This window comes from Constrictibacter sp. MBR-5 (genome assembly GCF_040549485.1).
Classification (GTDB): domain Bacteria; phylum Pseudomonadota; class Alphaproteobacteria; order JAJUGE01; family JAJUGE01; genus Constrictibacter.
The window spans coordinates 1-26,018 of the sequence record NZ_JBEPTK010000001.1; the positions used below are offsets into that span (position 1 = coordinate 1).

Consider the following 26,018-nt stretch of genomic DNA (forward strand, 5'->3'; position numbering starts at 1 on the left):
CGCCTACGGCTCCGCATCACCCAGGACGGCAGCGAGCACTTCAGGGGGTCAATATTGCAAGCCGATACGGGGTCAGCTTTGAACGCCGTTTGACAGTCGTCGGTTTCGAACAGCCGACTGCAGATGCATCCGATGACCTTGCCCTCCCTGTCGCGCAGACGGACCCAGAAGCTGTTAGCCGGTGTCAGCCAACTGTGTTCCGGGTCGAAGCTGGGGGAAACGGCGGTGATCGAAGGCGCGTTCCGCATCGTGTCGGCCCAGGCGGCAAGGTCGCTCTCCACGGAAAAGCTCAACCCTGCGCTCTCGAACGCCGCGACCGTCTTGTCGACGTAGGCCTGAAGCAGTTCGAGTTGACGATCAGTGAAACGTGCCATCGATGCCTCCCGCAGCGTCACCAAGTGCAGCAAGCTTAGCCCTGAACAACTACCGTAACAACATATAAAATCGTATATATACAACTATAAGTTATATTTCGCCAGTAGGGCCTGGAAGACGCCTGGACCATCAGCCGTTCTTGCGCGGGCGCTCTTCGATCGGTGACACGGCACGACGTCCGAGACGCCACCCCCGCCGCGGACGACGCCGACAATTCGCCTGCCGCCTCAGGATAGGAGGAAGGCAGCGCCTGAATGAGAATACTGGTCAGGCGAGGACGAGGCGGACCATGTACCCAGTCCCGCTGTGTTCGAGACCGGAAACCAAAAGCCCCCGGAAACCTAACGTTTCCGGGGGCTTGAAATGGTGGGCGCACAAGGACTCGAACCTTGGACCCGCTGATTAAGAGTCAGCTGCTCTACCAACTGAGCTATGCGCCCGCGAGGGAGGTGGGTAGGTAGCAAACGCCGGACGGCTTGTCGAGAGTTGATGGACGTCGGTGCGCCGTTTTATCGCGGTGGGCCGCTCTGGGCGCTGCCAATGCGCGTGTCGCGGTAGACGGAAACGCTGAGCACGAGCCCCAGCCCGAGTTGCACCGTGAGCATCGAGCTGCCGCCGTAAGAGATGAGCGGCAGGGGGACGCCGACCACGGGCACGAGGCCCATCACCATCGCGATATTGATGAAGACGTGGACGAACAGCAGCGCCCCGACCCCGACGCATACCAGTCTGCCAAACTGGTTTTCGCTGCGCAGTGCGACGACGTAGCAGATCGCGATGACCAGGGCGAACAGGGCCAGCACGAAGATGCAGCCCATGAGCCCGGCCTCCTCCGCCAACATGGTGAAGACGAAATCCGTCTGCTTCTCCGGCAGGAAGTTCAGCTGGCTCTGGCTTCCCTGCAGAAAGCCTCGTCCGAACAGCCCCCCGGCGCCCAGAGCGATCTTCGACTGAAGAATGTGATAGCCGGCGCCGAGCGGATCGCTCTCCGGATCGAGGAACGTCATGACGCGGCGCTGCTGATAGTCGTGCAGCATCGTCCAGGCGATAGGCGCGGCGGCCGCCACGACGAGGCCCGCGACCAGGAACTTCCAGAGCGCGAGGCCGGCGACGAAGAGGATGACGGTCCCCACGGCAACCATCAGCACCGCCGTTCCGAGGTCGGGCTGCTTCAGGACCAGGAGCGTCGGCAGCGCCATCATGGCCGCCGGAACGAGCATCGTCCCGATTCGGTTGACCTGCGCGTCGTCCAGGTCGTGGAAGTAGCGCGCGAGCGCCAAGATGAGCGCGAGCTTCATCATCTCCGACGGCTGCACGCTGACCACCCCGAGATCGAGCCAGCGGGTCGCGCCCATCCCCGTCAGGCCGGCCACTTCGACCGCCACGAGGAGTACCAGGACGACGAGGAAAATCAGGTAACTCCAGCGCAGATAGAAGCGGACGTCGACGAAGCCCATGGTCAGCATGATCGCGAGGCCGAAGGCAAACCGATACATCTGGCGTCCGGCCCACGGCTCGAGGCTGGCGTCGGCGGCCGAGTAGAGGACCAGCCAGCCGATCGAAGCCAGCGCCACCACCAGGACGACCAGCAGCCAGTTGACTTGGAGCAGCTTCGTCACGAAGCGCAGCCTCGGCCCCTCGGAGGGCGGCGCCTGGAACAGAGTCGTCATCATCGGCGCATCACCTCCATCGCCTGCATGACGTCTGGCGATGCCGACGCCTGCGGGGAACCGGGCAGGGTGCGCGCCGGATCGCGGCGCTGCGTCTCGATCAGGATATCGCGGGCGATGGGGGCGGCCACCGCCGATCCGCCGCCGCCGTGTTCGATGACGACCGCGACTGCGTACCGCGGCGCGTGCAGAGGTGCATATCCGACGAAGAGTGCATGGTCGCGCTCCTTGCGATCGAGCATCTCGTTGCGGCGCACGCCCGTACGACGCTCCGTCATGGTGATCCGCCGGACCTGCGACGTGCCGGTCTTGCCGCCCATGGCCATTTCGCGGTCCTCGATGCGGGCGGCATACGCTGTCCCGCGCTGGGTCGTCGTGACCGCCGCCATTGCCCGCCCCATCACCTGAAGCGTTTCCTGTGAGATGCCCACCGGGCCGGCCGAAGCGACCGGCAACGGCCGCATGGCGCCATCGCCGCCGGAGAGTGCGGCGGCGATGCGCGGCGAGACGGCCAACCCGCCGTTCACCAGCCGCGCCGTCATCACCGCGAGCTGCAGGGGCGTCGCCAGAACGTAGCCTTGACCGATGCCTGCGATCAGGGTCTCGCCGATGGTCCACGACTTGCCGAGTTCCGCCTTCTTCCAGGCGCGCGTGGGCACAAGGCCGGCGCGTTCGTTCGGCAGTTCAACGCCGAGACGAACGCCGACCCCCAGGCGAGCGGCCATTTCGGCGATCCGATCGATGCCGACGCGTCGGGCAACCTCATAGAAGTAGACATCGCAGGACTGGGCGATCGCGTCGTGTACGTTCATCGAGCCATGGCCGCCACGGCGCCAGCAATGAAAGCGACCGTCGCCGAGTTCGATCGACCCGCCGCAGAAGAACGTCTGACCGGGCGTGACCACCCCGGCTTCGAGTGCAGCCGCGGCGACGATCATCTTGAAGGTCGAGCCGGGCGCATACTGTCCCGAAACAGCCTTGTTCGTCAGCGGACCCCGCTCGTCGGTGGAGAGCGTCTTCCATTCCTCGGGCGTGATGCCGCGGCTGAATGCGTTAGGATCGTAGGCAGGATTGGACGCCATGGCTAGGACGTCGCCGGTCTTGACGTCGAGCACCACCGCCGCACCCGTTTCGGTGCCCAATCGATTGAGTGCGAACCGTTGGAGTTCGACATCAAGGCTGACGGTCAGATCCCTGCCCGGCTCGCCGTCGATTCGGCGCAACTCGCGAACGACCCGGCCGACGGCATTGACCTCCACCTCTCGAATATCGGCCGTGCCACGGAGCGCAACGTCGCGAGCCCGCTCAATGCCGCTCTTACCGATACGGAATTCCGGTATTGTGAGAAGTGGATCGCCCGTCAGATCGGCGACGGAGGCAGGCCCGACATAGCCGACGACGTGCCCCGCGAGCTCGCCATAGGGGTAGAGCCGGCGCGGCACCATCTCCACCTCGACCCCAGGCAGTTCCGGCGCATTGACCGAAATCTTCGCGATGTCCTCCCAGGAGAGGCTGTCGAGCACGGTGACGGGCTGGAACGCGCGCTGGCGACGCGCCGTCTTGAGCACGCGCTGGCGATCATGATCGGCAATCGGCACGAGCTGCGCGAGACGGTCGAGGGTCTCTTCCAGGCCTCCGCTCTGTTCCGGCGTGACCGAGACGCGCCACGTTTTCTGATTCACGGCCAGCGGCACGCCAGCGCGGTCGAAGATCAGCCCTCGGGTCGGCGCGACGAGCCGCGGGCTGATCCGGTTGTCGTCGGCCATGGCGGCGTAGCGCCGGCCCTCGACGACCTGGAGGTAGTACATCCGGCTCGCGAGGACGCCGAACATGCCGAGTTGCCCGGCGCCGAGCAGCAGCGCGCGGCGGGTGAAGGTCCGGTATCGCTTGTTGTCGCGACGCATGTCAGGCCCTTCCCACCACGACGCGCTGGACACCCGCGAACAGCAGGCTGAGAGGCGGATAGAGGCAGACGCCGAGCAGATACTGGACCAGGAAGGGCTGGGGCGCGAGCGGAACGAGGAAATACAGGGATCCGAACGCCCACAGGGCGACCTCGGCCAGCGCCGCCAGGACGGCGTAGCCCCACCAGGTGACCACGAAGGGCTGCCGGGCGAGCGGACCGCGGCGCAGCTGGACGAGGGCGCTGGCGAGCAGCAGGACGAGCGCGTTGAGCCCCACCGGCGCGCCGCCGAGCAGGTCCTGGGTCAACCCGAGGAAGAACACGGCCGGCGGCGGCAGCACGTCGTCGCGCTGCAGGGTCCAATAATACACCGCGGCCAATGGCAGCGCCGGCGTCACCGGCGGCGCTCCCGGCAGCGGCCAGGGCAGTACCGCCACGATCGCCAGCATCAGGCCGAGTACGAAGGGCGTGGAGAGACGGGCCCAGCGATCGAGCTTCTGCCAGATCGTCCACCGCATCTCAGCGGAGAGCCCCGGACTCGCTGACCAATCCACCACTGAAGTCGACGATGCGCACGAACTCCAGACGGTGCCAGTCGATCAACGGCACCACTTCGGCGGCGTCGTCGGATTCGGCGCTGGCCCGCGCCACCGTACCGATCGGCAGGCCGGGCGGGAACATGCCCCCCTGCCCCGAGGTCATGACGAAGTCGCCGTCGGCGACCGTGTCGTCACCGACAAAATACCGCAGCACGGGCCGGTCGCCGTTCGTGCCGGAGAGGATCGCGTGCAGCCGCCGATCGCCCACGACGACGGGCACCCGCGAATTGAGGTCGGTGATCAGTAGGACGCGCGCCGACCGGCGCCCCACCTGCACCACGCGGCCGACGAGCCCCTCGGATGACAGGACGCTCTGCTTCTGCCGGACGCCGTCCAGCGTCCCGGCGTTGACCAATACGGAACGCGCAAACGCCCCGCCCGTGTCGGCGACGACACGCGCCGCGATGTGGCGTGCCGGCGGCCCCGGCTTCAGGCGCAGCAGGTCGCGGAGCGACTGGTTCTCGCCCTCGAGGCGGCGCGCCAGGAGCTGCCAGTGGATCAGGCGCTCGTTCTCCTCGCGCAGACGGGCATTCTCGGACCGCAGCGACGCCAGTTCGTCGAGGCTCTCGACTGCGCCGGCGAAGCCGGCCACGGGGCGCGAAAGAAAATCGAGGATCGGCGTTATGGCGTCCGTCGCACGCATGCGCAGTTCCTCGACCACGACGGTCTCGATCTTGCCGACAAGCATCAGGGCGACCGCCGCCCCGACGAAGGCCATGAACACGAACCGCCGGAGTATGGCCTTCAGGGGCAGTGATTCTTTCAGTGGCGGTCCGGGTATGCGTGCCACCTCTCGTCCTCGCACCGCTGGCGGGTCAGCCGATCAGGACGTGCTTCAGCAGCTTCATTTCTTCCAGGCATCGCCCCGTGCCCAGGACAACGCAGGACAGCGGGTCCTCGGCGATGGTGATCGGCAGGCCGGTAGTATGGCGCAGGACCACGTCCAGATTGGTCAGCAGCCCGCCGCCCCCGGTGATGACGATACCCTTGTCGACGATATCGGCCGCCAGTTCGGGTGCGGTATGCTCCAGCGCAACCGTCACCGCCTCGATGATCGCGTTGACGGGATCGGACAATGCCTCCGCGACCTGGGTCTGGGTCACGGCGATCTCGCGCGGGACGCCGGTCATCAGGTCGCGGCCCTTGATCGGCATCCACTGCTCCTCGCCGCGCGGCGGCGGACAGGCCGAGCCGATGTCCTTCTTGATCCGCTCCGCCGTGCTCTCGCCGATCAGCAGGTTATGGTGGCGGCGGATATAGGCGATGATCGCCTCGTCCATCTTATCGCCGCCGACACGGACCGAGCGGGAATAGACGATGCCGCCCAGCGACAGCACGGCGACCTCGGTGGTGCCCCCGCCGATGTCGACGACCATGGACCCAGTCGGTTCGGTGACGGGCAGGCCGGCGCCTATGGCGGCCGCCATAGGCTCCTCGATCAGATAGACACGGCGCGCGCCAGCACTCTCGGCGGATTCCTGAATGGCACGGCGCTCGACCGCGGTGGAACCGGACGGCACGCAGACGATCACCTGCGGACTGACGAAGCTGCGCCGGTTGTGCACCTTGCGGATGAAGTGCTTGATCATCTCCTCGGCGACCTCGAAGTCCGCGATGACACCTTCGCGGAGCGGACGGATCGCCTCGATGTTACCCGGCGTGCGGCCCAGCATCTGCTTCGCCTCCTCGCCGACGGCCAGCACCTGCTTGCGCCCCTTCACTGTGGCGATCGCCACGACGGACGGTTCGTTCAGCACGATGCCGCGGCCGCCGACATAGATCAGGGTGTTCGCCGTGCCCAGGTCGATCGCCAGATCTGCCGAAACCAGGCCGAGAAAACTCGAGAACATCTCACCTCGCGATGCGCGGCCTGCCACCGGGGCGACACGCGGGACCTACCCAAACACGAACGACCGGAAGCGGGCCTGCGCAGGCTGTGCGCGGCAGACCATGCGGATCGGGCCGCCAAACCATCCCGGATCCTGCTGACGCAGAAAGTAGATTGGATCGGCCATGGCGCCGCCGGCACCGGCGCCCTGGCGCCCACTGCCGATCCGGAGGGAACCCGGAGGGTCGCTCACCCGGCGGGGCCGCGATTATTAAGGCCGTCGGCCTGCCGCCCGCAACTCTTTTCGTCTTCCTCAGTCTCCCATTGCGACGCCCTCACGGCGCGGATCCGCCGCACCGACCAGCGAACCGTCGGGAAGGATGCGGATCATGTTGAGGCCACTCGTCAGCGTGACGCGACGTACCTCGTGACCACGCGTCACCAGGGCATCTACGACCGAGGCAGGCATCGTCGTCTCGACCGCCGCCACGCCATTCCGGTCCGACAGATTCGGCAGCACAGCCGCGGCTGCCGGTCCCATGTCCCAGTCCAGTTGCGCGACGATGCTTTTGGACACGTAGTTGATGATGTGAGCGCCGCCGGGCGAGCCCGTGACCAGGACGGGTCGACCGTCAGGGTCGGTGACGATCACCGGCGACATCGAACTCCGCGGCCGCTTCCCAGGCGCCACGGCATTGGCCACGGGCGACCCGTCGGCCGCCGGCCGGAAGGCGAAATCGGTCAGTTGGTTGTTCAGGATGAAGCCTCCGGCCATCAGCCCCGTTCCGAACGATCGCTCGACGCTGGTCGTCATCGACAGGATGTCGCCGTCGTCGGCGACGATGCTCATATGCGCTGTCCCCGGCGGCCGCTCCATCGCGTCGGGCGACAGGTCGGTCCGGCGGTGCACCGGAACGCCGGCTTCGACTTCGTCGAGAGCCCTTCCTGGATCGATGAGCGCCGCGCGCCCGGCGAGATATCCGCCATCGAGCAGGCCCGCTGTCGGCACATCGACGCGGTCGGGGTCGGCCAGCCACATGTTGCGATCGGCAAAGGCGATCGCCGACGCCTCGGCGAACAGGTGCGCGGATTGCGGCGACCAAGGCCCGAGGGCACGCATGTCGAAGCGCTCGAGCATCTTGAGCGTCTGCAGCACGGTGACCGGCCCGGACGTTGGGGGCGGCGCGCCGCAGACACGGTAGCCGCGGTAACTGCCGCACACTGGCGGCCGTGCCTTGGCCTCGTATCCAGCCAAATCGTCCTCGGTCATTCCGCCTGGATGGATCGGCGCGCGGCGGACGGCCGCGACAATCTCGCGCGCGATCTTCCCGGCGTAGAAGGCGCCGGGCCCTTCGTCGGCCAGAACGCGCAAGGTCGCGGCGAGCGCCGGATTGCGCAGCACAGTGCCCTGGCCGTGCGGGATCCCCGGCGGGTCGAAGAAATAGGTCCCCGCCACCGCCGCCGATCGCAGTTGGGGCGCCGCGGCGATCGACGCGGCGAGCCGCTCCGATACCGGAAAACCAGCTTCCGCCAGAGCGATCGCCGGCTCCAGGAGCCGTCGCCAGGGCAGCTTGCCGTGAGCGGCGTGCGCCATGCCCAGCATCCGGACCGCCCCTGGCACGCCAACCGCGATTCCGCCGGCCGCCGCTTCGTCGAAGGCCATTGGCCGGCCGTCGGTGTTCAGGAACATCCCTGGCGTCGCCGAGGTGGGTGCCGTCTCACGGCCGTCATAGGTAAGGATCCGGCCGTCCTCAGCGCGTCGCAGGACGAGAAACGCACCGCCGCCGATGCCGGACGACTGCGGCTCGACCAAAGTCATCACCAGCTGCGCGGCGATCGCTGCATCGACGGCGCCCCCGCCGTCGCGAAGAACATCCATCGCCACCTGCGCGGCGAGGGGATGGCTCACCACCACCATCTGCCGCCGTGCGACCACATCGTCCGCACGCACTGATGCCGCCCCCGAAGGGAGGAGCAGGACGAGCGGGAACAGGATCAGAAGAATGAGGCCGCGCATCGCCAGATGGTGGCCCGAAGATCGTCGCGCGGAAAGCCCGGATCGCTTCGGGTCATTCGGCGTAGCGGGGCGGCGTCTCCGAAGAACCGACGTGCGGCGCAGCGGTGCCCCAGGCATTCTCTTCCATCTCGTGCGGTGTCATCGATCCGGTAACCGGACGTTCCGGCGCATCGCGCGGATCGATCCCCTCCCCGTCCGGGCGCGGCACTGGCCCGTGGCCGCCCGGCCGCTGCGGCAGATAGCGCCGGAACGCCTCATACAGCAGCCACCCGGCACCGGCGGCGATCCCCAATAGGGCGAGCGCGCGCGGGTTGCCGAAACCGCAGGCGCAGGATGTCCGATTCCGGTTCATGGGATCCTCGTCGATCGTTCTGTGACGGGGGACGAACGTCGCTGCCGCCCTCCGGTTGCATCAGGCGAGGCGATAGAACCGCTGTGCAGTATCGCGAAACAGGTCGGCCTTCTCGGCGGGCGACGCGCCAGAGGCGAGGCGCTTGAACGCGTTCCACAGCGCCGCATACGTGCAGGACGCTTTATCTACTGGGAAATTGCTCTCGAACATGCAGCGCCCGGCGCCGAACGCCTCGATGCAGGTGTCCACGTAGGGCCGCCAAGCGTTGGCCAGTTCCTGCGAGGTGGGCGGCTCCGGCCGCTCGTGCCACCCGAACCCTGCCCGCTTCGACCCAAGCCCGCCCAGCTTCACGTGCACGTTGGGACATGCGGACAGGTCGCGCATCGCTGCCGACCAGTCCGCGAACACCTCGTCGCGACGCCCCGCATAGTGGCCGATGCCGATCGGCCCGCCTACGTGATTGAGGACGACGGGCAGTTCCGGGAAGGTCCGTGCCAGATCGACGACATCGCTGATCTGCGGGTGATACACCCAGGCATCGAAAGTCAGCCCCATCCGGCCGAGAACGGCGATGCCCTGGCGGAAGATCGCGTCGCGGTAGAGGCCGGGGTCGGGGCGGCCATGGCTGCTGGCGATAACGAATCCGGGATCCCAGGCGGCGGCTTGCCGGACGCCGCGGAACCGCCCCCCTGCGGCAGCGGCCAGCGCCTCCAGCACTGGTGCGACACGCGCCCCGAGCCTCAGGTCGGCATAGCCCACGAAGGCAGCGGCGACGCGGCTCGCACCGTAGCAGCCGCTGTCGCTCATGGCGCCGATACCGGCGACGAATTCCGCCTCGCCGACCGAGCGCTGTTCGGGCGGTCCCTGGGTCCGATAGAACGAGCCGCACTCCAGGTAGACTGTGCTGACGACATTGTGCCCGCTGCCGGCGTCGAGGAGGAAATCGGTGAGCAGGTACGGGTGTCCGTCGCGCTGCCAGAGATGATGGTGGGGGTCACAGATCGGCAGATCCGGCTCGATGATCTCTTCGTGGCTCCGTGCGAGCCAAGCGTCGTCCAGGCCGGAAATCAGGCTCGGCATCACCATCGCTTCGGCGCTCATCGTCCCTCCCCTCTATTGCTCTGCAGAAACGATACCCCCTGCGCACAGAGCCCGCCATCCGCCCCCGGGGCGTGCAGGCGGCTACGCGGGTCGGTCCGTCACAATCGCACGCTTGCACCGTTCGGTCGGCGGCAGGCATTCTCCGCAGGACGGATGTGCATCGGCCGGCAGCCGCAGTGGAGGCGACACCCATGCCGCACGATCATCATGACCACCAGCACGACGATCACGGAGAAGGGTCGGAACTGTCCGATGTCGCGCTGCGCGTAAAGGCTCTCGAATCCCTGCTGGTCGAGAAGGGATTGGTCGACCCGGCATCGCTCGACTATCTCGTCGACCTCTACGAGACGAAGATCGGCCCCCGCAACGGTGCGCGCGTCGTTGCTAGAGCCTGGACCGATCCGAGTTACAAAGCATGGCTCCTGAAGGACGCGACCGCGGCCATCGCGTCGCTCGGCTTCGTCGGACGCCAGGGCGAGGACATGGTCGTGCTGGAGAACACAGCCGAGGTGCACAACCTCGTCGTCTGCACTCTTTGCTCCTGCTATCCATGGCCGGTGCTCGGCCTGCCGCCCGTCTGGTACAAGGCTGCCCCGTACCGCGCCCGAGCCGTTATCGATCCCCGTGGCGTGCTGCGCGAATTCGGTGTCGAACTGCCTCATACGACGACGGTGAAGGTGTGGGATTCCACGGCCGAGCTCCGGTACCTCGTGCTGCCGATGCGCCCCGAGGGGAGCGAAGGCATGGACGAGGAGACGCTCGCCGGCCTGGTGACCCGCGATTCGATGATCGGCGTGGGACTGGCGAGCCGGCCGGGAGCCCCGACATGAATGGCGCCCACGACCTCGGCGGCATGCACGGCTTCGGTCCAATCGCACCGGAGGCGGACGAACCTGTCTTTCATGCTGAATGGGAGCGTCACGCCTTCGGCATCACGCTCGCCGCCGGCGCGCTGGGCAAATGGAACATCGACACCAGCCGCTTCGCCCGCGAGGGGATGAATCCGGCGGATTATCTCGGCACGACCTACTACGAACACTGGCTGCACGGGCTGGAGACCCTGCTCGTCGAGAAGGGTCTCGTCGGCGCCGACGAGATGGAACAGCTGAAAGCCTTGCGCCCCGCCCCTGCCGGAATCGCGGCGGTGCCCCCCGAGCGGATGGCCGAGGTCATCCGACGCGGCGGTTCGGCGAAGCGCGCCGACGCCCCTGCGCGTTTCACTGCCGGTCAGCGGGTCGTTGCACGAAACATCCACCCGACCGGCCACACGCGCATCCCGCGCTACGTCCGCGGCCGGAACGGCACGATCGCCATCGACCATGGCGTGTTCGTGTTCCCGGATACCAACGCCCACGACCGGGGCGAAGCTCCGCAGCACTGCTACAGCGTCCGCTTCACGGCGCGCGAACTTTGGGGGCCCGACGCGCCAGAAGGGGATTGCGTTCATGTCGACCTCTGGGACAACCATCTCTCCCCCGTCTGAGCCTGAGGACACCGTCGAACCGCCGGAGCGCACGTCGCTACCGGCACTGTTCCTGGTGTTCCTGCGACTGGGCCTGACGTCCTTCGGCGGGCCGATCGCCCACCTCGCCTACTATCGCGAAGCCTTCGTCGTGAAACGCCGATGGCTCGACGAGCGCGGCTATGCCGACCTGGTGGCGCTCTGCCAGTTCCTGCCAGGCCCAGCCAGCAGCCAAGTCAGTTTCGCCGTCGGCATCCTGCGCGGCGGCTTGCCCGGCGGGGTTCTCGCTTGGCTCGCGTTTACCGGCCCCTCCGCACTGCTGCTGATCGCGTTCGCCTGGGGCCTCGCCGAATCGTCTCAAGGGGCAGGGTGGCTGCACGGCCTGAAGCTGATTGCAGTGGCGGTCGTCGCCCAGGCCGTGTGGGGCATGGCACGCAACCTTTGCCCGGATCGGGAGCGTGCGACGATCGCCGGCATCGCCGCTGTCGCGGTCATCCTGTGGCAGACGAACCTGACGCAGATCGCGGTCATCATGCTCGGCGCGGCCGCTGGCGCACTCCTGCTGCGCGACAAGGCGCCGGCACCAGGGCCGGCTGTCGGGTTTCCGATAGGCCGGCGAAGTGCGTGGACCGCGCTTGCTCTTTTCACGGCCTTTCTCGTCGGCCTGCCGTTCTTCGGCAGCACCCAGCCCACGCTGCTATCGGTGGCGGACGCCTTCTACCGCACAGGCGCGCTGGTGTTCGGCGGCGGTCATGTCGTCCTGCCGCTGCTGCAGACGGAGGTGGTGGACCCAGGCTGGGTCACATCCGACGCGTTTCTCGCCGGCTATGGCGCGGCACAGGCTGTTCCCGGGCCGCTCTTCACGTTCGCCGGCTATCTCGGCATGGTCGTTGCGCCGAACGGTGCGGCGCTCGCACCACCGATTCTGACGGCTTTGGTCGCGGTGGTCGCGATCTTCCTGCCCGGCCTGCTGCTCGTCGTCGGCACGCTCCCCTTCTGGAACGACCTCCACAACGAGCCGCACGCCCAGGCCGTGCTCCTTGGCGTCAACGCCGCGGTGGTCGGCCTGCTGGGCGCAGCTCTCTACGACCCGATCTGGATCAGCGCGGTGCGCGGCCCTCTCGACTTCGCCATCGCCCTCACCGCATTCCTGGCCCTCCAGGTGTGGAGGGCCCCGGTCTGGGCAGTCGTCGCCGCAACGGCGGTCGCCGGGTCGATACTGCTGTGAGGAGACCTTGCCGGCTCAGTGCGACGCACCATAGAGGATCCGCGCCCGAACCGTCTCGGGTATCGCGCGGAGGTCGGAGAGGATCGCCGCACCGTCCCAATCGCCTTCGGCGTCAGCATCTACCACCAGATATCCCACGTCCGGATCCGTCTGGAGGTACTGCGCTCCGATGTTGGCGCCGTGCCGCGAGAAGACCTCGATGACGCGCGCCAGAACCCCCGGCGCATTGCGGTGGATGTGCATGAAGCGATAGCCGCTCGGGCGGGTCGGCAGCTGGACCTGCGGGAACTCCACCGCCCCAATGGTGCTGCCGACGTCGCTGTAGTCGCCGAGTTTCTTCGCCACCTCGAGGCCGATCCGCTCCTGCGCTTCGGCCGTGCTACCGCCGATATGCGGCGTCAGGATGACGTTGGGAAGGCCGCGCAGGGGCGACACGAATTCCTCGATCGAGCTTGAAGGCTCGGCGGGAAACACGTCGATCGCGGCCCCCAGCAGGTGCCCACTCTTCAGCGCTGCCGAGAGAGCCTCGAGATCGACCACGTTGCCTCGTGACGCGTTGATCAGGAACGCCCCCTGCCGCATCGCCCGGATCTCCGCCGCCCCCATCATGCCGGCCGTGGACGCCGTCTCCGGCACGTGAAGCGACACGGCGTGGCTCTCTGCCAGGAGTTCGGGCAGCGACTTCACGGGCACGGCATTGCCGAGCGGCAGCTTATCGGTGTGATCGAAATAGAGAACCCGCATGCCGAAGCTCTCGGCAATGAGGCCAAGCTGCGAGCCGATGTTCCCGTAGCCGATGATGCCAAGGGTCTTGCCCCGCACCTCCCAACTGTTGGCCGCCGACTTCAGCCATTCGCCACGGTGGGCTGCGCGCGACTTCTCCATTATGCCTCGCATCAGCATAACGATCTCGCCCATGACGAGCTCAGCGACACTGCGGGTATTGGAGAACGGCGCGTTGAACACCGGCACGCCGGCGCGCCGCGCCGCGACCAAATCGACCTGATTGGTGCCGATGCAGAAGCAGCCGACGGCGATCAGCCGGTCTGCCGCGGCGATCACCTCCTGCGTGACCTGCGTCCGCGATCGGATGCCGAGGATATGGACGCCGCGCAACCGCTCGATCAGATCCCGCTCGGCCAAAGCCTTCGGCACCTCCTCGATCGAGGTGTAGCCGCTGTCGGCCATATGTTGCACCGCTGAGGGATGAACCCCCTCGAGCAGGAGGACACGGATCTTGTCTTTCGAGAGGGACAGCTTTCGCATTGGCGGGCCAGTTCAGTCTTCAGGATGCGGTATACCGGCCGCCCCCGCGCCACTTTCGCGCGGGCGGACGACCGACGCCTCAAGCGTGGTCTACCTACCACGCCGCGCGGCGCGCGTCGCCCCGCACGGCCAGGGGGGCGCGTCGATACCGCTCCTCCGCGATCCATCGAGGGCACGAACCGCCCGGAAGGGCGCGCGTTGAGATCGAGGTAAACTCACTCCTGAGGAGGCGCGCCATGGCGTTCGAACTCTACTATTGGCCGGGCCTGCAAGGCCGCGGGGAATTCGTCCGGCTCGCTCTGGAAGAGGCCGGAGCCGACTATGTCGACGTGGCGCGGCGGCACGACGGTATGGTGGCGATGAACCGGTTGCTCGAAGGCGACGGCGCGAACCGTCCCCCCTATGCGCCGCCGTTCCTGAAGGATGGTGATGTCCTGGTGGGTCAGACGGCGGCGATCCTGCTTTACCTCGGGCGCAAACTCGATCTCGCCCCGCGCGACGAGCAGGGCCAGTTGTGGACGCATCAGATCCAGCTGACCATCGCCGATCTGGTCGCCGAGGCACACGACTGCCATCACCCCATCGCATCGAGCCTCTACTACGAGGATCAGAAGACCGAGGCGAAGCGGCGTTCGGCCGATTTTCGGGACTCAAGGATCCCGAAATATCTCGCCTGGTTCGAAACCGTGCTCGCCCGCAATCCGCACGGGACCGAACATCTCGTTGGCGATGCCATCACATATGCGGACCTTTCGCTCTTCCAGGCGGTCGACGGCCTCAACTACGCATTCCCGATAGCGATGGCTAGGCTACTGTCGGAAGCGCCTGCGGTAGCGGCTTTGCATACCCAGGTAGCGCACCGGCCGCGCATCGCGGCATATCTCGCCAGCGAACGGCGGCAGCCGTACAATGAGCAGGGCATCTTCCGCCACTACCCTGAGTTGGACGCCTGAAGCGAGTTGCGAAGCGGCTTGCGCCGACGCCCCGACGGGCCTCATACTTCGACCAACAAAAGAATAGGGAAGAAGATGTCCGAGCCGATCAAGGTATTCTGGCAGCCGGCTTGAACCAGTTGCCTGAAACTCAAGGAGTTTCTCTCGATCCGTGCGATCGGGTTCGAATCGATCAACATCACCGACCGACCGGACGGGATCGAGGAGCTGCGGCGCCTGGGCATCCGCACCATCCCGGTGGTCACACGCGGCGATAGTTTCGTCTTCGGCCAATCCCTGAAGGACGTGGCCGCGTTCCTCGGCATTGCGGTGGAGGCCCGGCGAGAGCTGACGGTATCGGAAATCGCCGGCCGCATGAATACGATCCTGGCTGCAGCGGAACGTTATGTGCGCCAGATGCCGGACGACCTGCTCACGCACAAGGTGCCGAACCGCGACCGCACCTACCGGGTGCTCACGCATCATATCTTCCGGATTCCGGAATCTTTCGTCGAAATGGCGGACGACGGCACCCTGACCGCCGAGGCTCTGGTCGCGCGACCGCCGGACGACATGCAGAGCTTCGGCGCCATCGCCGACTACGGTGCGGTGGTGCGGCGGCGTGTAGCGGACTGGTGGTCCGCCGCACCAAGCCGGCCGGACGACAAGCCCGTCTCCACGTATTTTGGCATCCATCCGTTACGCGACGTGATGGAGCGGACGGCATGGCATTCCGGCCAGCACGTCAGGCAACTGATGGCGATCCTGGAGATGAACGGAATTCCACCTGAACGACCGCTCGGGCCCGCCGACTTCGATGGGCTTCCCTTACCGGAGAAGGTTTGGGACGAGTAGGGGAAGAGCGGAGGCGGACTCCTCTTGAACGGCGCTCGCTGCTGCCGTTAAATGGCGCCGGTTCGCGGGTGTAGCTCAATGGTAGAGCAGTGGCTTCCCAAGCCACCGGTGAGGGTTCGATTCCCTTCACCCGCTCCAGTCGCCCCATGAAACACCACAAAAGGGAATGTTTGCACCGTCGCAAGGCTCGCCCGGCGCGTGACCATCCGTTATTGTTTTGCGCTTGCGAACGAAGGCGCCCTCGGGCGCGACGCGGAGGTGGTCGTGGACAAGCCCTACCTGCTCTTTCTCGGCGACGTGCCGGATCAACTCGCCGCCAAGACGGCGCGCGGCATAGCGGATTGGCGCCCCGAGTGGGTGGTGGGACAGCTGCGGCTGCCGGGCTGCAACGCCGACGCGGGCGTACCCGACACGACCGTCGCCGAGGCCGCGCAGAAGGGCGCTCGCACCATGGTCGTCGGCGTCGCCTTCTCCGGCGGCGTGATGCCGAGCCACTGGGTCGGCACGATCGTATCGGCCATCGAAGCCGGCATGGACATCGCGAGCGGCCTGCACGACCGCCTGGGCGACGTGCCGGAGATCGCCGACGCTGCGGCGAAGCACGACCGTAAGCTCTACGACGTGCGCCATTCGACGCAACGCTTCTCGACCGGCAAGGGCCACAAGCGAACCGGCAAGCGGCTTCTCACGGTGGGCACCGACTGCTCGGTCGGCAAGAAGTACACGGTCCTCGCACTCGAAAGGGAGATGCTGGCGCGCGGCATGAAGGCGCGCTTCTGCGCCACCGGTCAGACCGGCGTTTTCATCGCCGAGCGCGGCGTGGCGATCGACGCCGTCATCTCCGACTTCATCGCGGGTGCGGCGGAGTGGCTGTCACCCGACAACGAACCCGACCACTGGGACCTCATCGAGGGCCAGGGATCGCTCTTCCATGCGGCCTTCGCCGGCGTGACACTGGGCCTGCTGCACGGCGCACAGCCCGATGCTCTCGTGCTCTGTCACGAGCCGACCCGCACACACATGCGCGGCCTGAAGCACATGCCGATACCGAAGCTCGAGGATTGCTTCGAGCCCTATCTCCACCACGCCTACCTGACCAACCCCGAGGCGAAGTTCATCGGCATTTCGATGGATACGCACCTTCTTTCACCGACAGAGGCGGAGCGCGTGCTCAAGTCGACGGAGGACAGGTTCGGCCTTCCCTGCTGCGACCCACTCGCCACGGGCACCGGCGCCATCGTCGATAGGCTGACCTCGTGAGGCGTCTGACGCACACGATCGAGGCGCTGCCGATTCGCGGCGCCTTCACGATTTCGCGCGGTTCGCGCACCGAAACGGTGGTGATCGTCGTCGAGATCACCGACGGCTACGTCTCCGGCCGCGGCGAATGCGTTCCCTATGCCCGGTACGGGGAGACCCCTGCCAGCGTCGCGGCACAGATCGAAGGCATGGCCGAGGCGATCGCCGGGGGCATCGACCGCCTAGCCCTGCAGAGCGCGATGCCGGCAGGTGCCGCACGCAACGCCGTCGACTGTGCCCTCTGGGATCTCGAGGCCAAGCGGGCGGGCAAACGGGCTTGGGAGATTGCCAGCATCACGATGCCCGAGCAGCTGACCACCGCCTACACGCTCAGCCTCGATACTCCGGAAGCGATGGCTACGGCAGCGCGGGAGGCTGCCCACCGTCCCCTGCTGAAGCTGAAACTCGGCGGCAGTGAGGACATCGAGCGCGTTCGCGCCGTGCGGTCGGCGGCTCCGGACTCCGAACTGATCGTAGATGCCAACGAGGGCTGGCAACCCGACCAGCTGCCTGTCCTGATGCAGGCGATGGCGGATCTAGGGGTCGCACTGATCGAGCAGCCACTTCCCGCCGGAGGCGATGGAGCCCTCGCCATCGTGCCACATCCGGTGCCGGTGTGTGCGGATGAATCGTTTCACGACAGAACGAGCCTCGCCGAGGTAATCGGTCGCTATGACTTCGTGAATATCAAGCTGGACAAGACAGGAGGCCTGACAGAGGCGCTGGCTGCTGTTCGCGAGGCCGAGCGAGCCGGACTTGGGATCATGGTGGGGTGCATGCTCGCCAGCTCTCTATCGATGGCCCCCGCGACCCTCGTCGCCGCCGTCGCTCGCTTCGTCGACCTTGACGGCCCACTTCTCCTGGCGAAGGACCGGCGGCCAGGACTTGTCTACAAGGGCAGTACCTTAGGAAGGCCACCGCCTGACTTGTGGGGCTGACCTCGCGCGGGTCAGCGTCCCAGCCGTGCTGGCTTCACGCATCACACTAGGCGCAAATGAAAGGAAGCCGCCATAAATGAGGCAGTTCGGTAGCTCAACCGACTGGCGGCATCATACCGCACTGCACCATATGGACGTTCGGCATAGGAACCGCATAGAGTGTGACTATCGTCGCATTCTGTTCGGGCGTATGACCCTCTAAGACAATGGTGGCGGCTAGGGGATAGGCTCGCAACGACAGCAGTTTTGTCCCTCTGTGACATTACTAAGTCGTCTGGGCTCGGTTCTGCCATCGCCTGTCGGCAGGGTTCAAGTAGAGGCGAAACAGCGGCGAGGAACGAATTAATGCTGCGATCGCTCGTAGGCAGTAACGATCGAAACGGACACGACGGGACCGTGCAGAAACGCTCACTTCTTGAAGCCGTACATGGTTTCGCCGTTGGGGCGACCCAATGGCCGCGTTGGGGGAAACGGCTCCTATCCGGAGCCGTAGATTTCATCATCGCCGCCGCGGCTCTGTCCGTGGTCGTCGCCGCCTATCAAATGCTGTGCAGCTGCTACGCAGGCCCGCTCCATCCGGTTCTCCTGGTGTTTGCGTGCGGTCTGCTGACCGTCGGATCACTGGCGATCTGCGGCATCTACCGGAACGTCGTCCGGCACTGGTCGTATTCGGAGCTCTTTCCTTTCGCTCTAGGCGTCTTCGCGGCATCGACCGCCAGCGCTACGCTGCTCAGCTTCTCCCTGCCCAACGGAGCTGTTGCGCTCGCGTATCCGCTGCTGGCGGTGTCGCTGTTCGGGCCTCTGCTCGCATGGCGCCTGATGGCCGTCGCCTTCCTTTATCGTGCGCCAAACCCGCTTCCGCCGGACCAGCGTCGCCGCAAGCTCGCTGTCTACGGCGCAGGCAGCGCTGGCGCGCAATTGATCAATTGGTTGCAGCGCGAAGGCCGTGCCGAAGTCGTGGCCGTTTTCGACGACAACAGCGACCTCCATGGACGGCGACTGCACGGACGTGAGATTAGCCCACCGAGCGATCTTGAGCGGCAGATCACTGCGAAGGGTCTCGAGCAGATCGTGGTTGCCATCCCGTCGGCTTCGGTCGAGCAGCGGCGAGCGGTTCTCAACAAATTGGCGCGCTACCCAATCAACGTTCAGACGTTGCCCTCCTTATCGGAGATCGTCGATGGGCGCCGATCGGCGACGGAATTCCGGGAAGTGACACCGGAGGAACTTCTGAGCCGCGAGCCGGTGAAGCCCGACATCGCGCTGATCAGCCATGAAATCGAAGGCAGGCGCGTGATGGTGACTGGCGCCGGCGGCTCGATAGGCTCAGCGCTCTGCCGTGAGATCCTCAGGCACAAACCGCTTGTTCTCGTGCTCTTCGACGTTTCGGAATTCGCGCTCTACTCAATCGAGCGCGAATTACGCGGCGTGCTGAAGCGTCGCGGCCTTCGGGTGGAGCTAGTGCCAATCCTCGGATCCGTGCTGAACCAGGAAGGCCTCAGCCGTACCATGGCCGAGCATCGGATCGACATTGTCTACCATGCAGCGGCGTATAAGCACGTTCCGCTCGTCGAGGCCAACCCGCTCCGCGGCGTCGAGAACAACGTCTTCGGAACGATGAACGTGGCGAAGGCGGCCATCGAAAACGATGTCAGAAAATTCGTCCTGATCTCTACCGACAAGGCGGTGCGGCCGACGAACGTGATGGGCGCCTCCAAGCGAATGGCGGAGAAGGTGGTCGAGGGCCTCAGCGGCGCCGGAACAAGGACCCGCTTCGCCATCGTCCGGTTCGGCAATGTTCTTGATTCAGCCGGGTCCGTCGTACCTCTGTTCCGCGATCAGATCCGCGACGGTGGCCCCGTCACCGTGACCCACCGCGACGTCGTGCGATTCTTCATGACGATACCCGAAGCCGCAGAACTCGTGATCCAGGCCGGGGCGATGGCCGACGAGGGCGTCGAAGTATTCCACCTCGACATGGGCGAACCGGTCCGGATCGGCGATCTCGCCGAGAAGCTGATCCACCTCAGCGGCTTTGAGGTCGCGTGCCCGGATCACCCCGGCGGTATCCAGATCGAGTATGTCGGGCTTCGTCCGGGCGAGAAGCTCTATGAAGAGTTGCTGGTTGACGGCGAGGCCCAACCGACAAGCCACCCGCGCGTCTACCGCGCCCGCGACGTGAACGCCTCCTGGGAAAGCATCGAACCGCAGGTGATCCGTGCGCGCGAAGCGATCGAGACGGCCGACGTAGCGATGCTCAAGAGCGTGCTGCGGGCCTGCGTCGAGGACTACAACCCGCAGCCGTTGAGCCAGACTGCCTCGCCGGCTCTCCCCCAAGCGGCCGCCCCGGTCCGTGAACCGGTCGTCACGGGCGCATAACACTCCAAGACGCACCGCGGTGGCAGTCCGGCCATCGCAGCGCGTGCCGCCTCGTGTCAGGCGGTCAGTTCCGGAAGGGCCTTGTAAAGATCGAGCGCAGCGGGATTGTCCAGCGCCTCGACATTCTTGACCGGTCGACCATGCACAATGTCGCGCACCGCCAACTCGGTGATCTTGCCGCTCTTCGTCCGCGGAATGTCCGCGACCTGAATGACACGGGCAGGGACATGTCGTGGCGACGCATTCTCGCGGATCTGACGCTTGATTCGATCCCGCAGTGCATCATCCAGGGATACGCCCTCGCGCAGCCGAACGAACAGGACCACCCGGGTATCGCCGTCCCACTCCTGCCCGATGACGATCGATTCGACGACCTCCTCCAACTGCTCGACCTGACGGTAGATCTCCGCGGTACCGATCCGGACACCGCCCGGGTTGAGCGTGGCGTCCGATCTGCCATAGATCATCATGCCGCCGGCCTGGGTCCACTCGGCCCAGTCGCCGTGACACCAGACGCCCGGGAATCGTTCGAAATATGCGGATCGATAGCGCTCGCCGTCGGGATCGTTCCAGAACATGACCGGCATCGACGGAAACGGTTCGGTACAGACGAGTTCGCCCTTCTGCTCACGGATCGGCTTCCCATCGTCGTCCCATACGTCGACCGCCATTCCGAGCATCGGACCCTGAATTTCACCGCGCCGCACCGAAGCCAGCGGATTGCCACCGACGAAGCAACCATAGAGGTCGGTACCTCCCGACATCGAAGCCAGATGGACGTCGCTCTTCACCCGCTCATAGACGTAGTCGAAGCCTTCCGGGACCAGGGGCGAACCAGTCGAGAGGATGGTCCTGAGCTTGCTCAGATCGTGCGTCTTCGCAGGCTCCAGCCCCGCCTTGCGGATGCTGTCGATATATTTCGCGGACGTTCCGAAGACGGTCATGCCCTCGTCCTGGGCGAAATCCCAAAGGGCCTCGGGGCCGGGGTGGAAGGGTGAGCCCTCATACAGCAGCAAAGTGGCGCCGGTGCCGAGCCCGCCGAGCAGCCAATTCCACATCATCCAGCCGAGGGTGGTGAAATAGAAGAGACGATCGCCCGGCCGCTCGTCGACATGCAGTGCGTGCTCCTTCATGCCAGTGAGCAACGCGCCGCCGTGACTGTGCACGATGCATTTCGGCATACCCGTCGTGCCCGACGAGAACAGAATGCAGAGCGGGTGATCGAATGGCAGCGGCGCGAAGCTGGGCTCACCCACAGTCGCACGCCCGAGAAAGGTCTCGAATGAGACGGCCTTAGGAAGACCGCCGAGATCAGGTTCATTCTGCAGGAACGGGATGACGACGAGTGCCTCGACCGTCGGCAACCCCACCATTACGTCCGTCAGCTTTGCAGCTTGGTCGAGACTCTTGCCGGCATATTTATAGCCGTCGACCGAGAACAGGATCCTCGGTTCGATCTGCCCGAAGCGGTCCGTAACGCCCCGCACACCGAAGTCGGGCGAACAGGACGACCACACCGCACCAATGCTCGCAGCCGCGAGCTTGCACGCCATTGCCTCGGGGATGTTGGGCAGGTAGCCCGCCACCCTGTCCCCTTTCTTGATCCCCGCATCGACCAACGCGGTCGCGATTCGCGCGACCAGCGCCCGCAGTTCGTCCCGCGTCAGGCTGCGCCGCAACCCGTCCTCCCGGCGGAAGATGATCGCCGGCTCGCTGCCGGTGTGGCGCAGCATGTTTTCGGCGAAATTGACGCTGCCGTCGGGGAAGAAGCACGCCCCGGGCATCTTCTCGCGATTCGACAGGACACGTTCACCACAGTCCCCGACCAGATCGAGCTCGTCCCAAAGTGTCTGCCAGAACTCCTCGAGCCGATCGATCGACCAGCGGTGGGCGGCGTCGTAGTTCGGCAGCGCCACTCCCCATCGGCCCTCCGCCGCGCGGAGGAACCGATGGAGATTGGTAGCCGCCTTGCGGTCCTCGGAAGGTTCCCAGAGCACCTCGTTCACCACGACCACCTCTTTAAAACACAGCGCCAACTTCGGCAGAAACTAACATGTGGCCGGCAGGGCTTCGAGTCCGGGCCGGATCGGGCGGTCAAGTGGCACGCCGCGCGAGATCTTCGAGCACGAAAGAAGTCAGACCCTCGGGCCGATCCCGCAGCGCTGCGATGCAGGGCACCGGCTCCGCCAGCAGCAGCCGCTCGACCACTTGAGGGTTGGCGCCGCGCGCGATACTCGGCAGTCCCTCGATCGGCACTTCGAGTGAGCCCATGCAGCCGATGCGCCCCGCGGGAGTAGCCCTCAGCTTGGCGAGGCCGCAAGGCGTGGCGCAGTGCGGCCCTACGAAAGGAATCGTCCAGTTCGCGAGGTTACGGAAACGCCCCTGGAGCACATCGCCCGGCGCAGACGAATAGACGGCGACGCCGGGTGTCGCGAACAACTTGCTCATATGCGCCGGTCCGGAATCGGCGAATACTCCATAGTCGAAGCCGTCGATCGCCGACAGCAGCGCGCCGATACTGGCGAAACCGTCAAGAATCTCTACGCCAGCTGGCAACCCGCCGATCTCCCGGGCGTAAAGGACGCCCTGGTGCTGGTCCTTGTTGAGGCACAGCACGACGCGCCCTCGTTCCGCCAGCGCTTCGCAGAGTGCGCGCGTCGCCGCGATCGGCAACGTGCGGAGCGGGGAAGACGCCAGTGGCAGGATGCCGATCACCGGCGGACGGTCCGCGGGAAGAGCTTTCCCCTCTACACCGTATCGCCGGCTCGGCGCCACATTGAACGCCTCGAGAAGATCGGCCTCCATATCGACCGGCCAAATGTCGATGTCCCGACGGCTCTCCAGATGTCCGAGATCGACGACAACATCCCACCGCCGCAGTTCCCGCTCGCCGATCCAGAGCGGGAAGACGGTCGTCTGCGGGTCCGTCAGGTAGATATCGGCGGCCGAGCGGGCGCAGAAGACGCCAAGCCCGCCCATGGAGAATTTCTCGCGCAGCGCCTGCAGGAAAAGCAGCGTCGCGACGTTGCTGCCGAGAGCCTGGGATGGCAGCAGGAAAAGGGCACGCTTGCCGGTGAAGTCGTAGGTCGGCCAGTCGCTTCGCGGCAGCGATGGCAGTGTGGCACGGGTTTCGATCACCCGGAACTGCTTGGGCGTCGCGACGACCACCCGGTTCGCGAACTGCTCCGACGTCGTATAGAAGGTCTCGCCGCCCCGGCCCATCTGCAGCGCGTTCTCGCCGGTGTTATGCTGGCGAAACCGGAACGGTGCCTTCGCGGCGAACTTCAGCAGCGGGGTGCGCGTCACCGCGGTATCGGGCACCGTCATGCCCGCCCGGGCTTTACCGCACGCAGCACGATCTCGGTTTCCTTGATCACGTTGTTGAAGCGGCGCATCGCGACGGCGAGATCGGCCGGCTTCAGCCTTCCGGCGTCCAGATCACCGCGCCACGGCTGGTCGGGCCGCATGTTCACCGACTCGATGGCGAAATCGACGCCGAGGTAAATGCCCAGTGGCGAGTTCGGCATCCCCTTCGCCGCCCATTCGCGGTTCTTGGCTTGGTCGAACAGTTCCAGGCCCTGCGGGGTCACCGGCCGCACATGCGTCGGGTCGCTGAGAAAGTCGTCATGTCGCGGGTGCGGCACGGCGATGCGCACCGAGGCGCCCGGCGCACACACCCGATAGAGCTCCCGGATGACGTTCAGGTAGATCGCAGGTGTCGCTCCCAGATGCTCGAGAACGTGGCGAAGCTCGATCTCCTGCGCCGCGTCGTCGGGGAACGGCCACGGAAACTGCTCCAGGTCCACCACGGCGTCGGGCGCACAGGCGGGCGAGTGATCCACGTTCACCCAGCCCTCCATCTTCTTCAGCCCGCATCCGAGGTTCAGCCGCACCGGTCTTTCCACATCCTTGCCGACAATGCGCAGACATCATAACCCAGCATGTGGAATCAAGCCGCCCGGCTGTTAAAGTCCGTTCCATGGAACACGCGACGGAACAGAACGAAGTCGAGATCACGGTCGCCGCAGCACTGGCGGGGGTCCGTGGACGCATCGCAAAAGCGGCGACGGCCGCAGGCCGCTCCGCCGATGCGGTAACGCTCGTCGGCGTCAGCAAGGTGCAGCCGCCGGAGCGCATAGAGGCCGCACTCGCCTCCGGCCTGCGGGTCTTCGGCGAGAATCGGGTCCAAGAGGCGGCGGGCCGGTGGGAATCGCTCCGGCCGCTCTACCCCGACCTCCAACTGCACCTGATCGGGCCGTTGCAGACCAACAAGGTGAAGCAGGCCGTCGCCCTCTTCGACGTCATCGAGAGCGTCGACCGACCACGTCTCGCCGAGGCATTGGCCGCGGAGATGACGCGAACCGGCCGCCAGCTTCCCTGCTTCATCCAGATCAACACCGGCGAGGAGCCGCAGAAGGCGGGCGTGCTGCCCGCCGATGCCGATGCCTTCATCGTGCGCTGCCGTGATGAGTTCGGCCTTCAAGTGGTCGGCCTGATGTGCATCCCACCGGCCGACGAGGAGCCCTCGCCCCACTTCGCGCTGCTCGCGGAGATGGCGAAGCGGCACGGGCTGTCGGGGCTGAGCATGGGAATGAGCGGCGACTACGAAATCGCCGTGCGGCTCGGCGCCACCCATGTCCGAGTCGGCAGCGCGATCTTCGGGACACGCCTGCAGAAGTAGGCGCTGCCGGAGCAGCCGCGCTCAGCCCGAACTGGCGCCTCCACTTTCGGTGGGTTTGCGAGCCGGCTGACCCGCTCCGCCGTAGCGATCGAGATTCTGCAGGACGCGGTCGGCGAACCACGGCGGCACCTGCCGGTTGGGTTGCGGTGCCGCGCGCGCCGGCTCGGCGGCAACCGGATCGGGCTCTCCGACGGGTTGCGCTTCATTTCGAACCGTCGGGGCAGAGGCCCGCCCGATCGCATTTTCGGCAGGCGCCGAGGCGGCACTCTTGGCAGAAGCGGGTTCCGCCGTTGCCTCGGCGGCGGCCGCAACGGGCGGCCGCCGCACGACCGGCACGCTCGGGACGGCCGTGGCGAAGTAAGTGCGAATGTCCTTTCCAGCGGCGGATCGCGTGGCACCGGCATTGCCGTTGTAGGCGGCAAGATCGAATCGGTTGGGCGGCTCGGCACCCTTCAGATCCCGAGGCTGCGAGGCGGCCATCAGGGCCGCGAGCGTCGCTTCACCCGCCGCGCCGATGTCCGCAGGCCCCGCCGCCTTCGGCTCGGCAGCAGGTGCCGGGGCCTCATCCGGTCGCACGGACTGTGGGAGTACCGGTTCCCCTGGGTTGGTGGCCCTCTTGGGGAGCTCGGCGACCTGCTGCAGTGCTGTGGTATCCGGTGGAGTGATCGCGGCGGACTCCAGAGTCGGAGCCGTAGCGGCGGCAATGGAGGTCGCCGGCGAGGTCCGCGAGGAGTTCGTCCCGAGGGCGGCGTCCGCAACCCGCGCCAGCGGATCGCCGAGCATGCTGTCCACCACCGCACCGCCGGCGCCCAGCAGCAAGCCGGCAGGGCCACCGAACACGAGGCCGCCCATGACCTTGACCGCGGGCTTGATCGTATCGCCCGTCAGAGCCCGATAGACCTGTGACACGCCCGGAATGTGCTGGAGCGGATTGATCAGATCGACGAGGTCGCTGAAGGTCAGATCCTCGGTGGCCGCCTGGGTGTAGCCACCCATCGTCCCCTTTTCGACATCGAACGCATCGGCGGCGCTCCAGTCAGCCCGCACCGCCGCCGCCCGCGGGCGAATCGGTTCGACGGTCTGAATGGTGGGCGGCAGCGCGGCGGTTGTCGTCATCCGATCCTCCTCGTCCC

Annotated in this window: 23 protein-coding genes and 2 tRNA genes; 10 read left to right on the plus strand and 15 right to left on the minus strand. The window is 66.1% G+C overall.

Translation table 11 applies throughout. From position 1 onward, the window contains the following. From ABIE65_RS00005 to ABIE65_RS00050, 10 genes are all read right to left on the minus strand, one after another. A partial coding sequence (locus ABIE65_RS00005; RefSeq protein WP_354074754.1) for a hypothetical protein occupies positions 1-374 on the minus strand: 374 nt, incomplete at its 3' end. Positions 375-739: 365 nt separating this feature from the next. Then, positions 740-815, minus strand: a tRNA-Lys gene (locus ABIE65_RS00010). Between the two features lie 69 nt (positions 816-884). Next, the gene (gene rodA, locus ABIE65_RS00015) at positions 885-2,048 is read right to left on the minus strand and encodes a rod shape-determining protein RodA (RefSeq protein ID WP_354074755.1); all 1,164 of its coding nucleotides are present in this window, start codon (positions 2,046-2,048) and stop codon (positions 885-887) included. After that, positions 2,045-3,949: a penicillin-binding protein 2 gene (mrdA, locus tag ABIE65_RS00020; protein WP_354074756.1), complete on the minus strand. Its 1,905-nt coding sequence runs from the start codon at positions 3,947-3,949 to the stop codon at positions 2,045-2,047. The genes rodA and mrdA overlap by 4 nt, the downstream gene beginning before the upstream one ends. 1 nt (position 3,950) lies before the next feature. Further along, positions 3,951-4,466 carry a rod shape-determining protein MreD gene (gene mreD, locus ABIE65_RS00025; protein WP_354074757.1) on the minus strand — a complete coding sequence of 172 codons (516 nt, stop codon included), beginning with the start codon at positions 4,464-4,466 and terminating at the stop codon, positions 3,951-3,953. A gap of 1 nt (position 4,467) precedes the next feature. Then, positions 4,468-5,265, minus strand: a complete 798-nt coding sequence (mreC, locus tag ABIE65_RS00030) for a rod shape-determining protein MreC (protein WP_354074758.1) — start codon at positions 5,263-5,265, stop codon at positions 4,468-4,470. Between the two features lie 97 nt (positions 5,266-5,362). Beyond that, the gene (locus ABIE65_RS00035) at positions 5,363-6,397 is read right to left on the minus strand and encodes a rod shape-determining protein (protein WP_354074759.1); all 1,035 of its coding nucleotides are present in this window, start codon (positions 6,395-6,397) and stop codon (positions 5,363-5,365) included. A 291-nt stretch (positions 6,398-6,688) separates the two neighbouring features. Beyond that, entirely contained in the window at positions 6,689-8,392 is a 1,704-nt protein-coding gene (gene ggt / locus ABIE65_RS00040; RefSeq protein ID WP_354074760.1) for a gamma-glutamyltransferase, read from the minus strand. Between the two features lie 52 nt (positions 8,393-8,444). Next, positions 8,445-8,744 (minus strand): hypothetical protein, encoded by a 300-nt coding sequence (locus tag ABIE65_RS00045; RefSeq protein WP_354074761.1) that lies wholly within the window; start codon positions 8,742-8,744, stop codon positions 8,445-8,447. Between the two features lie 60 nt (positions 8,745-8,804). Continuing rightward, positions 8,805-9,845 (minus strand): amidohydrolase family protein, encoded by a 1,041-nt coding sequence (locus tag ABIE65_RS00050; protein ID WP_354074762.1) that lies wholly within the window; start codon positions 9,843-9,845, stop codon positions 8,805-8,807. 191 nt (positions 9,846-10,036) lie between these two features. On the opposite strand from ABIE65_RS00050, the gene nthA reads away from it, so the two are divergent. Genes nthA through chrA form a run of 3 tightly spaced genes read left to right on the plus strand, consistent with a single transcriptional unit; the run spans position 10,037 to position 12,535 of the window. Then, positions 10,037-10,675, plus strand: a complete 639-nt coding sequence (gene nthA / locus ABIE65_RS00055) for a nitrile hydratase subunit alpha (protein WP_354074763.1) — start codon at positions 10,037-10,039, stop codon at positions 10,673-10,675. Next, positions 10,672-11,328 carry a nitrile hydratase subunit beta gene (nthB, locus tag ABIE65_RS00060; RefSeq protein ID WP_354074764.1) on the plus strand — a complete coding sequence of 219 codons (657 nt, stop codon included), beginning with the start codon at positions 10,672-10,674 and terminating at the stop codon, positions 11,326-11,328. The genes nthA and nthB overlap by 4 nt, the downstream gene beginning before the upstream one ends. Further along, positions 11,291-12,535, plus strand: a complete 1,245-nt coding sequence (gene chrA / locus ABIE65_RS00065) for a chromate efflux transporter (RefSeq protein ID WP_354074765.1) — start codon at positions 11,291-11,293, stop codon at positions 12,533-12,535. The genes nthB and chrA overlap by 38 nt, the downstream gene beginning before the upstream one ends. A gap of 15 nt (positions 12,536-12,550) precedes the next feature. Here the strand turns inward: chrA and serA are convergent, their stop codons facing one another. Next, entirely contained in the window at positions 12,551-13,801 is a 1,251-nt protein-coding gene (gene serA, locus ABIE65_RS00070; RefSeq protein ID WP_354074766.1) for a phosphoglycerate dehydrogenase, read from the minus strand. 236 nt (positions 13,802-14,037) lie between these two features. Here serA and ABIE65_RS00075 point away from each other — a divergent pair, with 236 nt between their 5' ends. The 6 genes from ABIE65_RS00075 to ABIE65_RS00100 all read left to right on the plus strand — a co-directional run bounded on the left by ABIE65_RS00075 (position 14,038) and on the right by ABIE65_RS00100 (position 20,204). After that, positions 14,038-14,754: a glutathione S-transferase gene (locus tag ABIE65_RS00075; protein WP_354074767.1), complete on the plus strand. Its 717-nt coding sequence runs from the start codon at positions 14,038-14,040 to the stop codon at positions 14,752-14,754. Positions 14,755-14,991: 237 nt separating this feature from the next. Beyond that, complete coding sequence (locus tag ABIE65_RS00080; protein WP_354074768.1) at positions 14,992-15,588, plus strand: DinB family protein; 597 nt, start codon at positions 14,992-14,994, stop codon at positions 15,586-15,588. A gap of 64 nt (positions 15,589-15,652) precedes the next feature. Beyond that, positions 15,653-15,726 (plus strand) — tRNA-Gly (locus ABIE65_RS00085). A gap of 126 nt (positions 15,727-15,852) precedes the next feature. Beyond that, a complete protein-coding gene (gene dgcN / locus ABIE65_RS00090; protein WP_354074769.1) occupies positions 15,853-16,848 on the plus strand; it encodes an N-acetyltransferase DgcN in 996 nt (331 codons plus the stop codon). After that, positions 16,845-17,825 (plus strand): N-acetyl-D-Glu racemase DgcA, encoded by a 981-nt coding sequence (gene dgcA / locus ABIE65_RS00095; protein WP_354074770.1) that lies wholly within the window; start codon positions 16,845-16,847, stop codon positions 17,823-17,825. Before dgcN ends, dgcA begins: the two co-directional genes overlap by 4 nt. Before the next feature lie 345 nt (positions 17,826-18,170). Continuing rightward, the gene (locus tag ABIE65_RS00100; protein WP_354074771.1) at positions 18,171-20,204 is read left to right on the plus strand and encodes a polysaccharide biosynthesis protein; all 2,034 of its coding nucleotides are present in this window, start codon (positions 18,171-18,173) and stop codon (positions 20,202-20,204) included. 56 nt (positions 20,205-20,260) lie between these two features. Here the strand turns inward: ABIE65_RS00100 and ABIE65_RS00105 are convergent, their stop codons facing one another. The 3 genes from ABIE65_RS00105 to ABIE65_RS00115 all read right to left on the minus strand — a co-directional run bounded on the left by ABIE65_RS00105 (position 20,261) and on the right by ABIE65_RS00115 (position 24,097). Then, complete coding sequence (locus ABIE65_RS00105) at positions 20,261-22,219, minus strand: acetoacetate--CoA ligase (RefSeq protein WP_354075674.1); 1,959 nt, start codon at positions 22,217-22,219, stop codon at positions 20,261-20,263. A 79-nt stretch (positions 22,220-22,298) separates the two neighbouring features. Further along, entirely contained in the window at positions 22,299-23,531 is a 1,233-nt protein-coding gene (locus ABIE65_RS00110; RefSeq protein ID WP_354074772.1) for a glycosyltransferase family 9 protein, read from the minus strand. Beyond that, positions 23,528-24,097, minus strand: a complete 570-nt coding sequence (locus ABIE65_RS00115; protein WP_354074773.1) for a class I SAM-dependent methyltransferase — start codon at positions 24,095-24,097, stop codon at positions 23,528-23,530. The genes ABIE65_RS00110 and ABIE65_RS00115 overlap by 4 nt, the downstream gene beginning before the upstream one ends. Before the next feature lie 86 nt (positions 24,098-24,183). On the opposite strand from ABIE65_RS00115, the gene ABIE65_RS00120 reads away from it, so the two are divergent. Then, the gene (locus ABIE65_RS00120) at positions 24,184-24,885 is read left to right on the plus strand and encodes a YggS family pyridoxal phosphate-dependent enzyme (protein WP_354074774.1); all 702 of its coding nucleotides are present in this window, start codon (positions 24,184-24,186) and stop codon (positions 24,883-24,885) included. 21 nt (positions 24,886-24,906) lie between these two features. Here the strand turns inward: ABIE65_RS00120 and ABIE65_RS00125 are convergent, their stop codons facing one another. Beyond that, positions 24,907-26,001, minus strand: coding sequence for a hypothetical protein (locus ABIE65_RS00125; protein WP_354074775.1), 1,095 nt, complete (start codon positions 25,999-26,001; stop codon positions 24,907-24,909). Between the last annotated feature and the right edge of the window lie 17 nt (positions 26,002-26,018).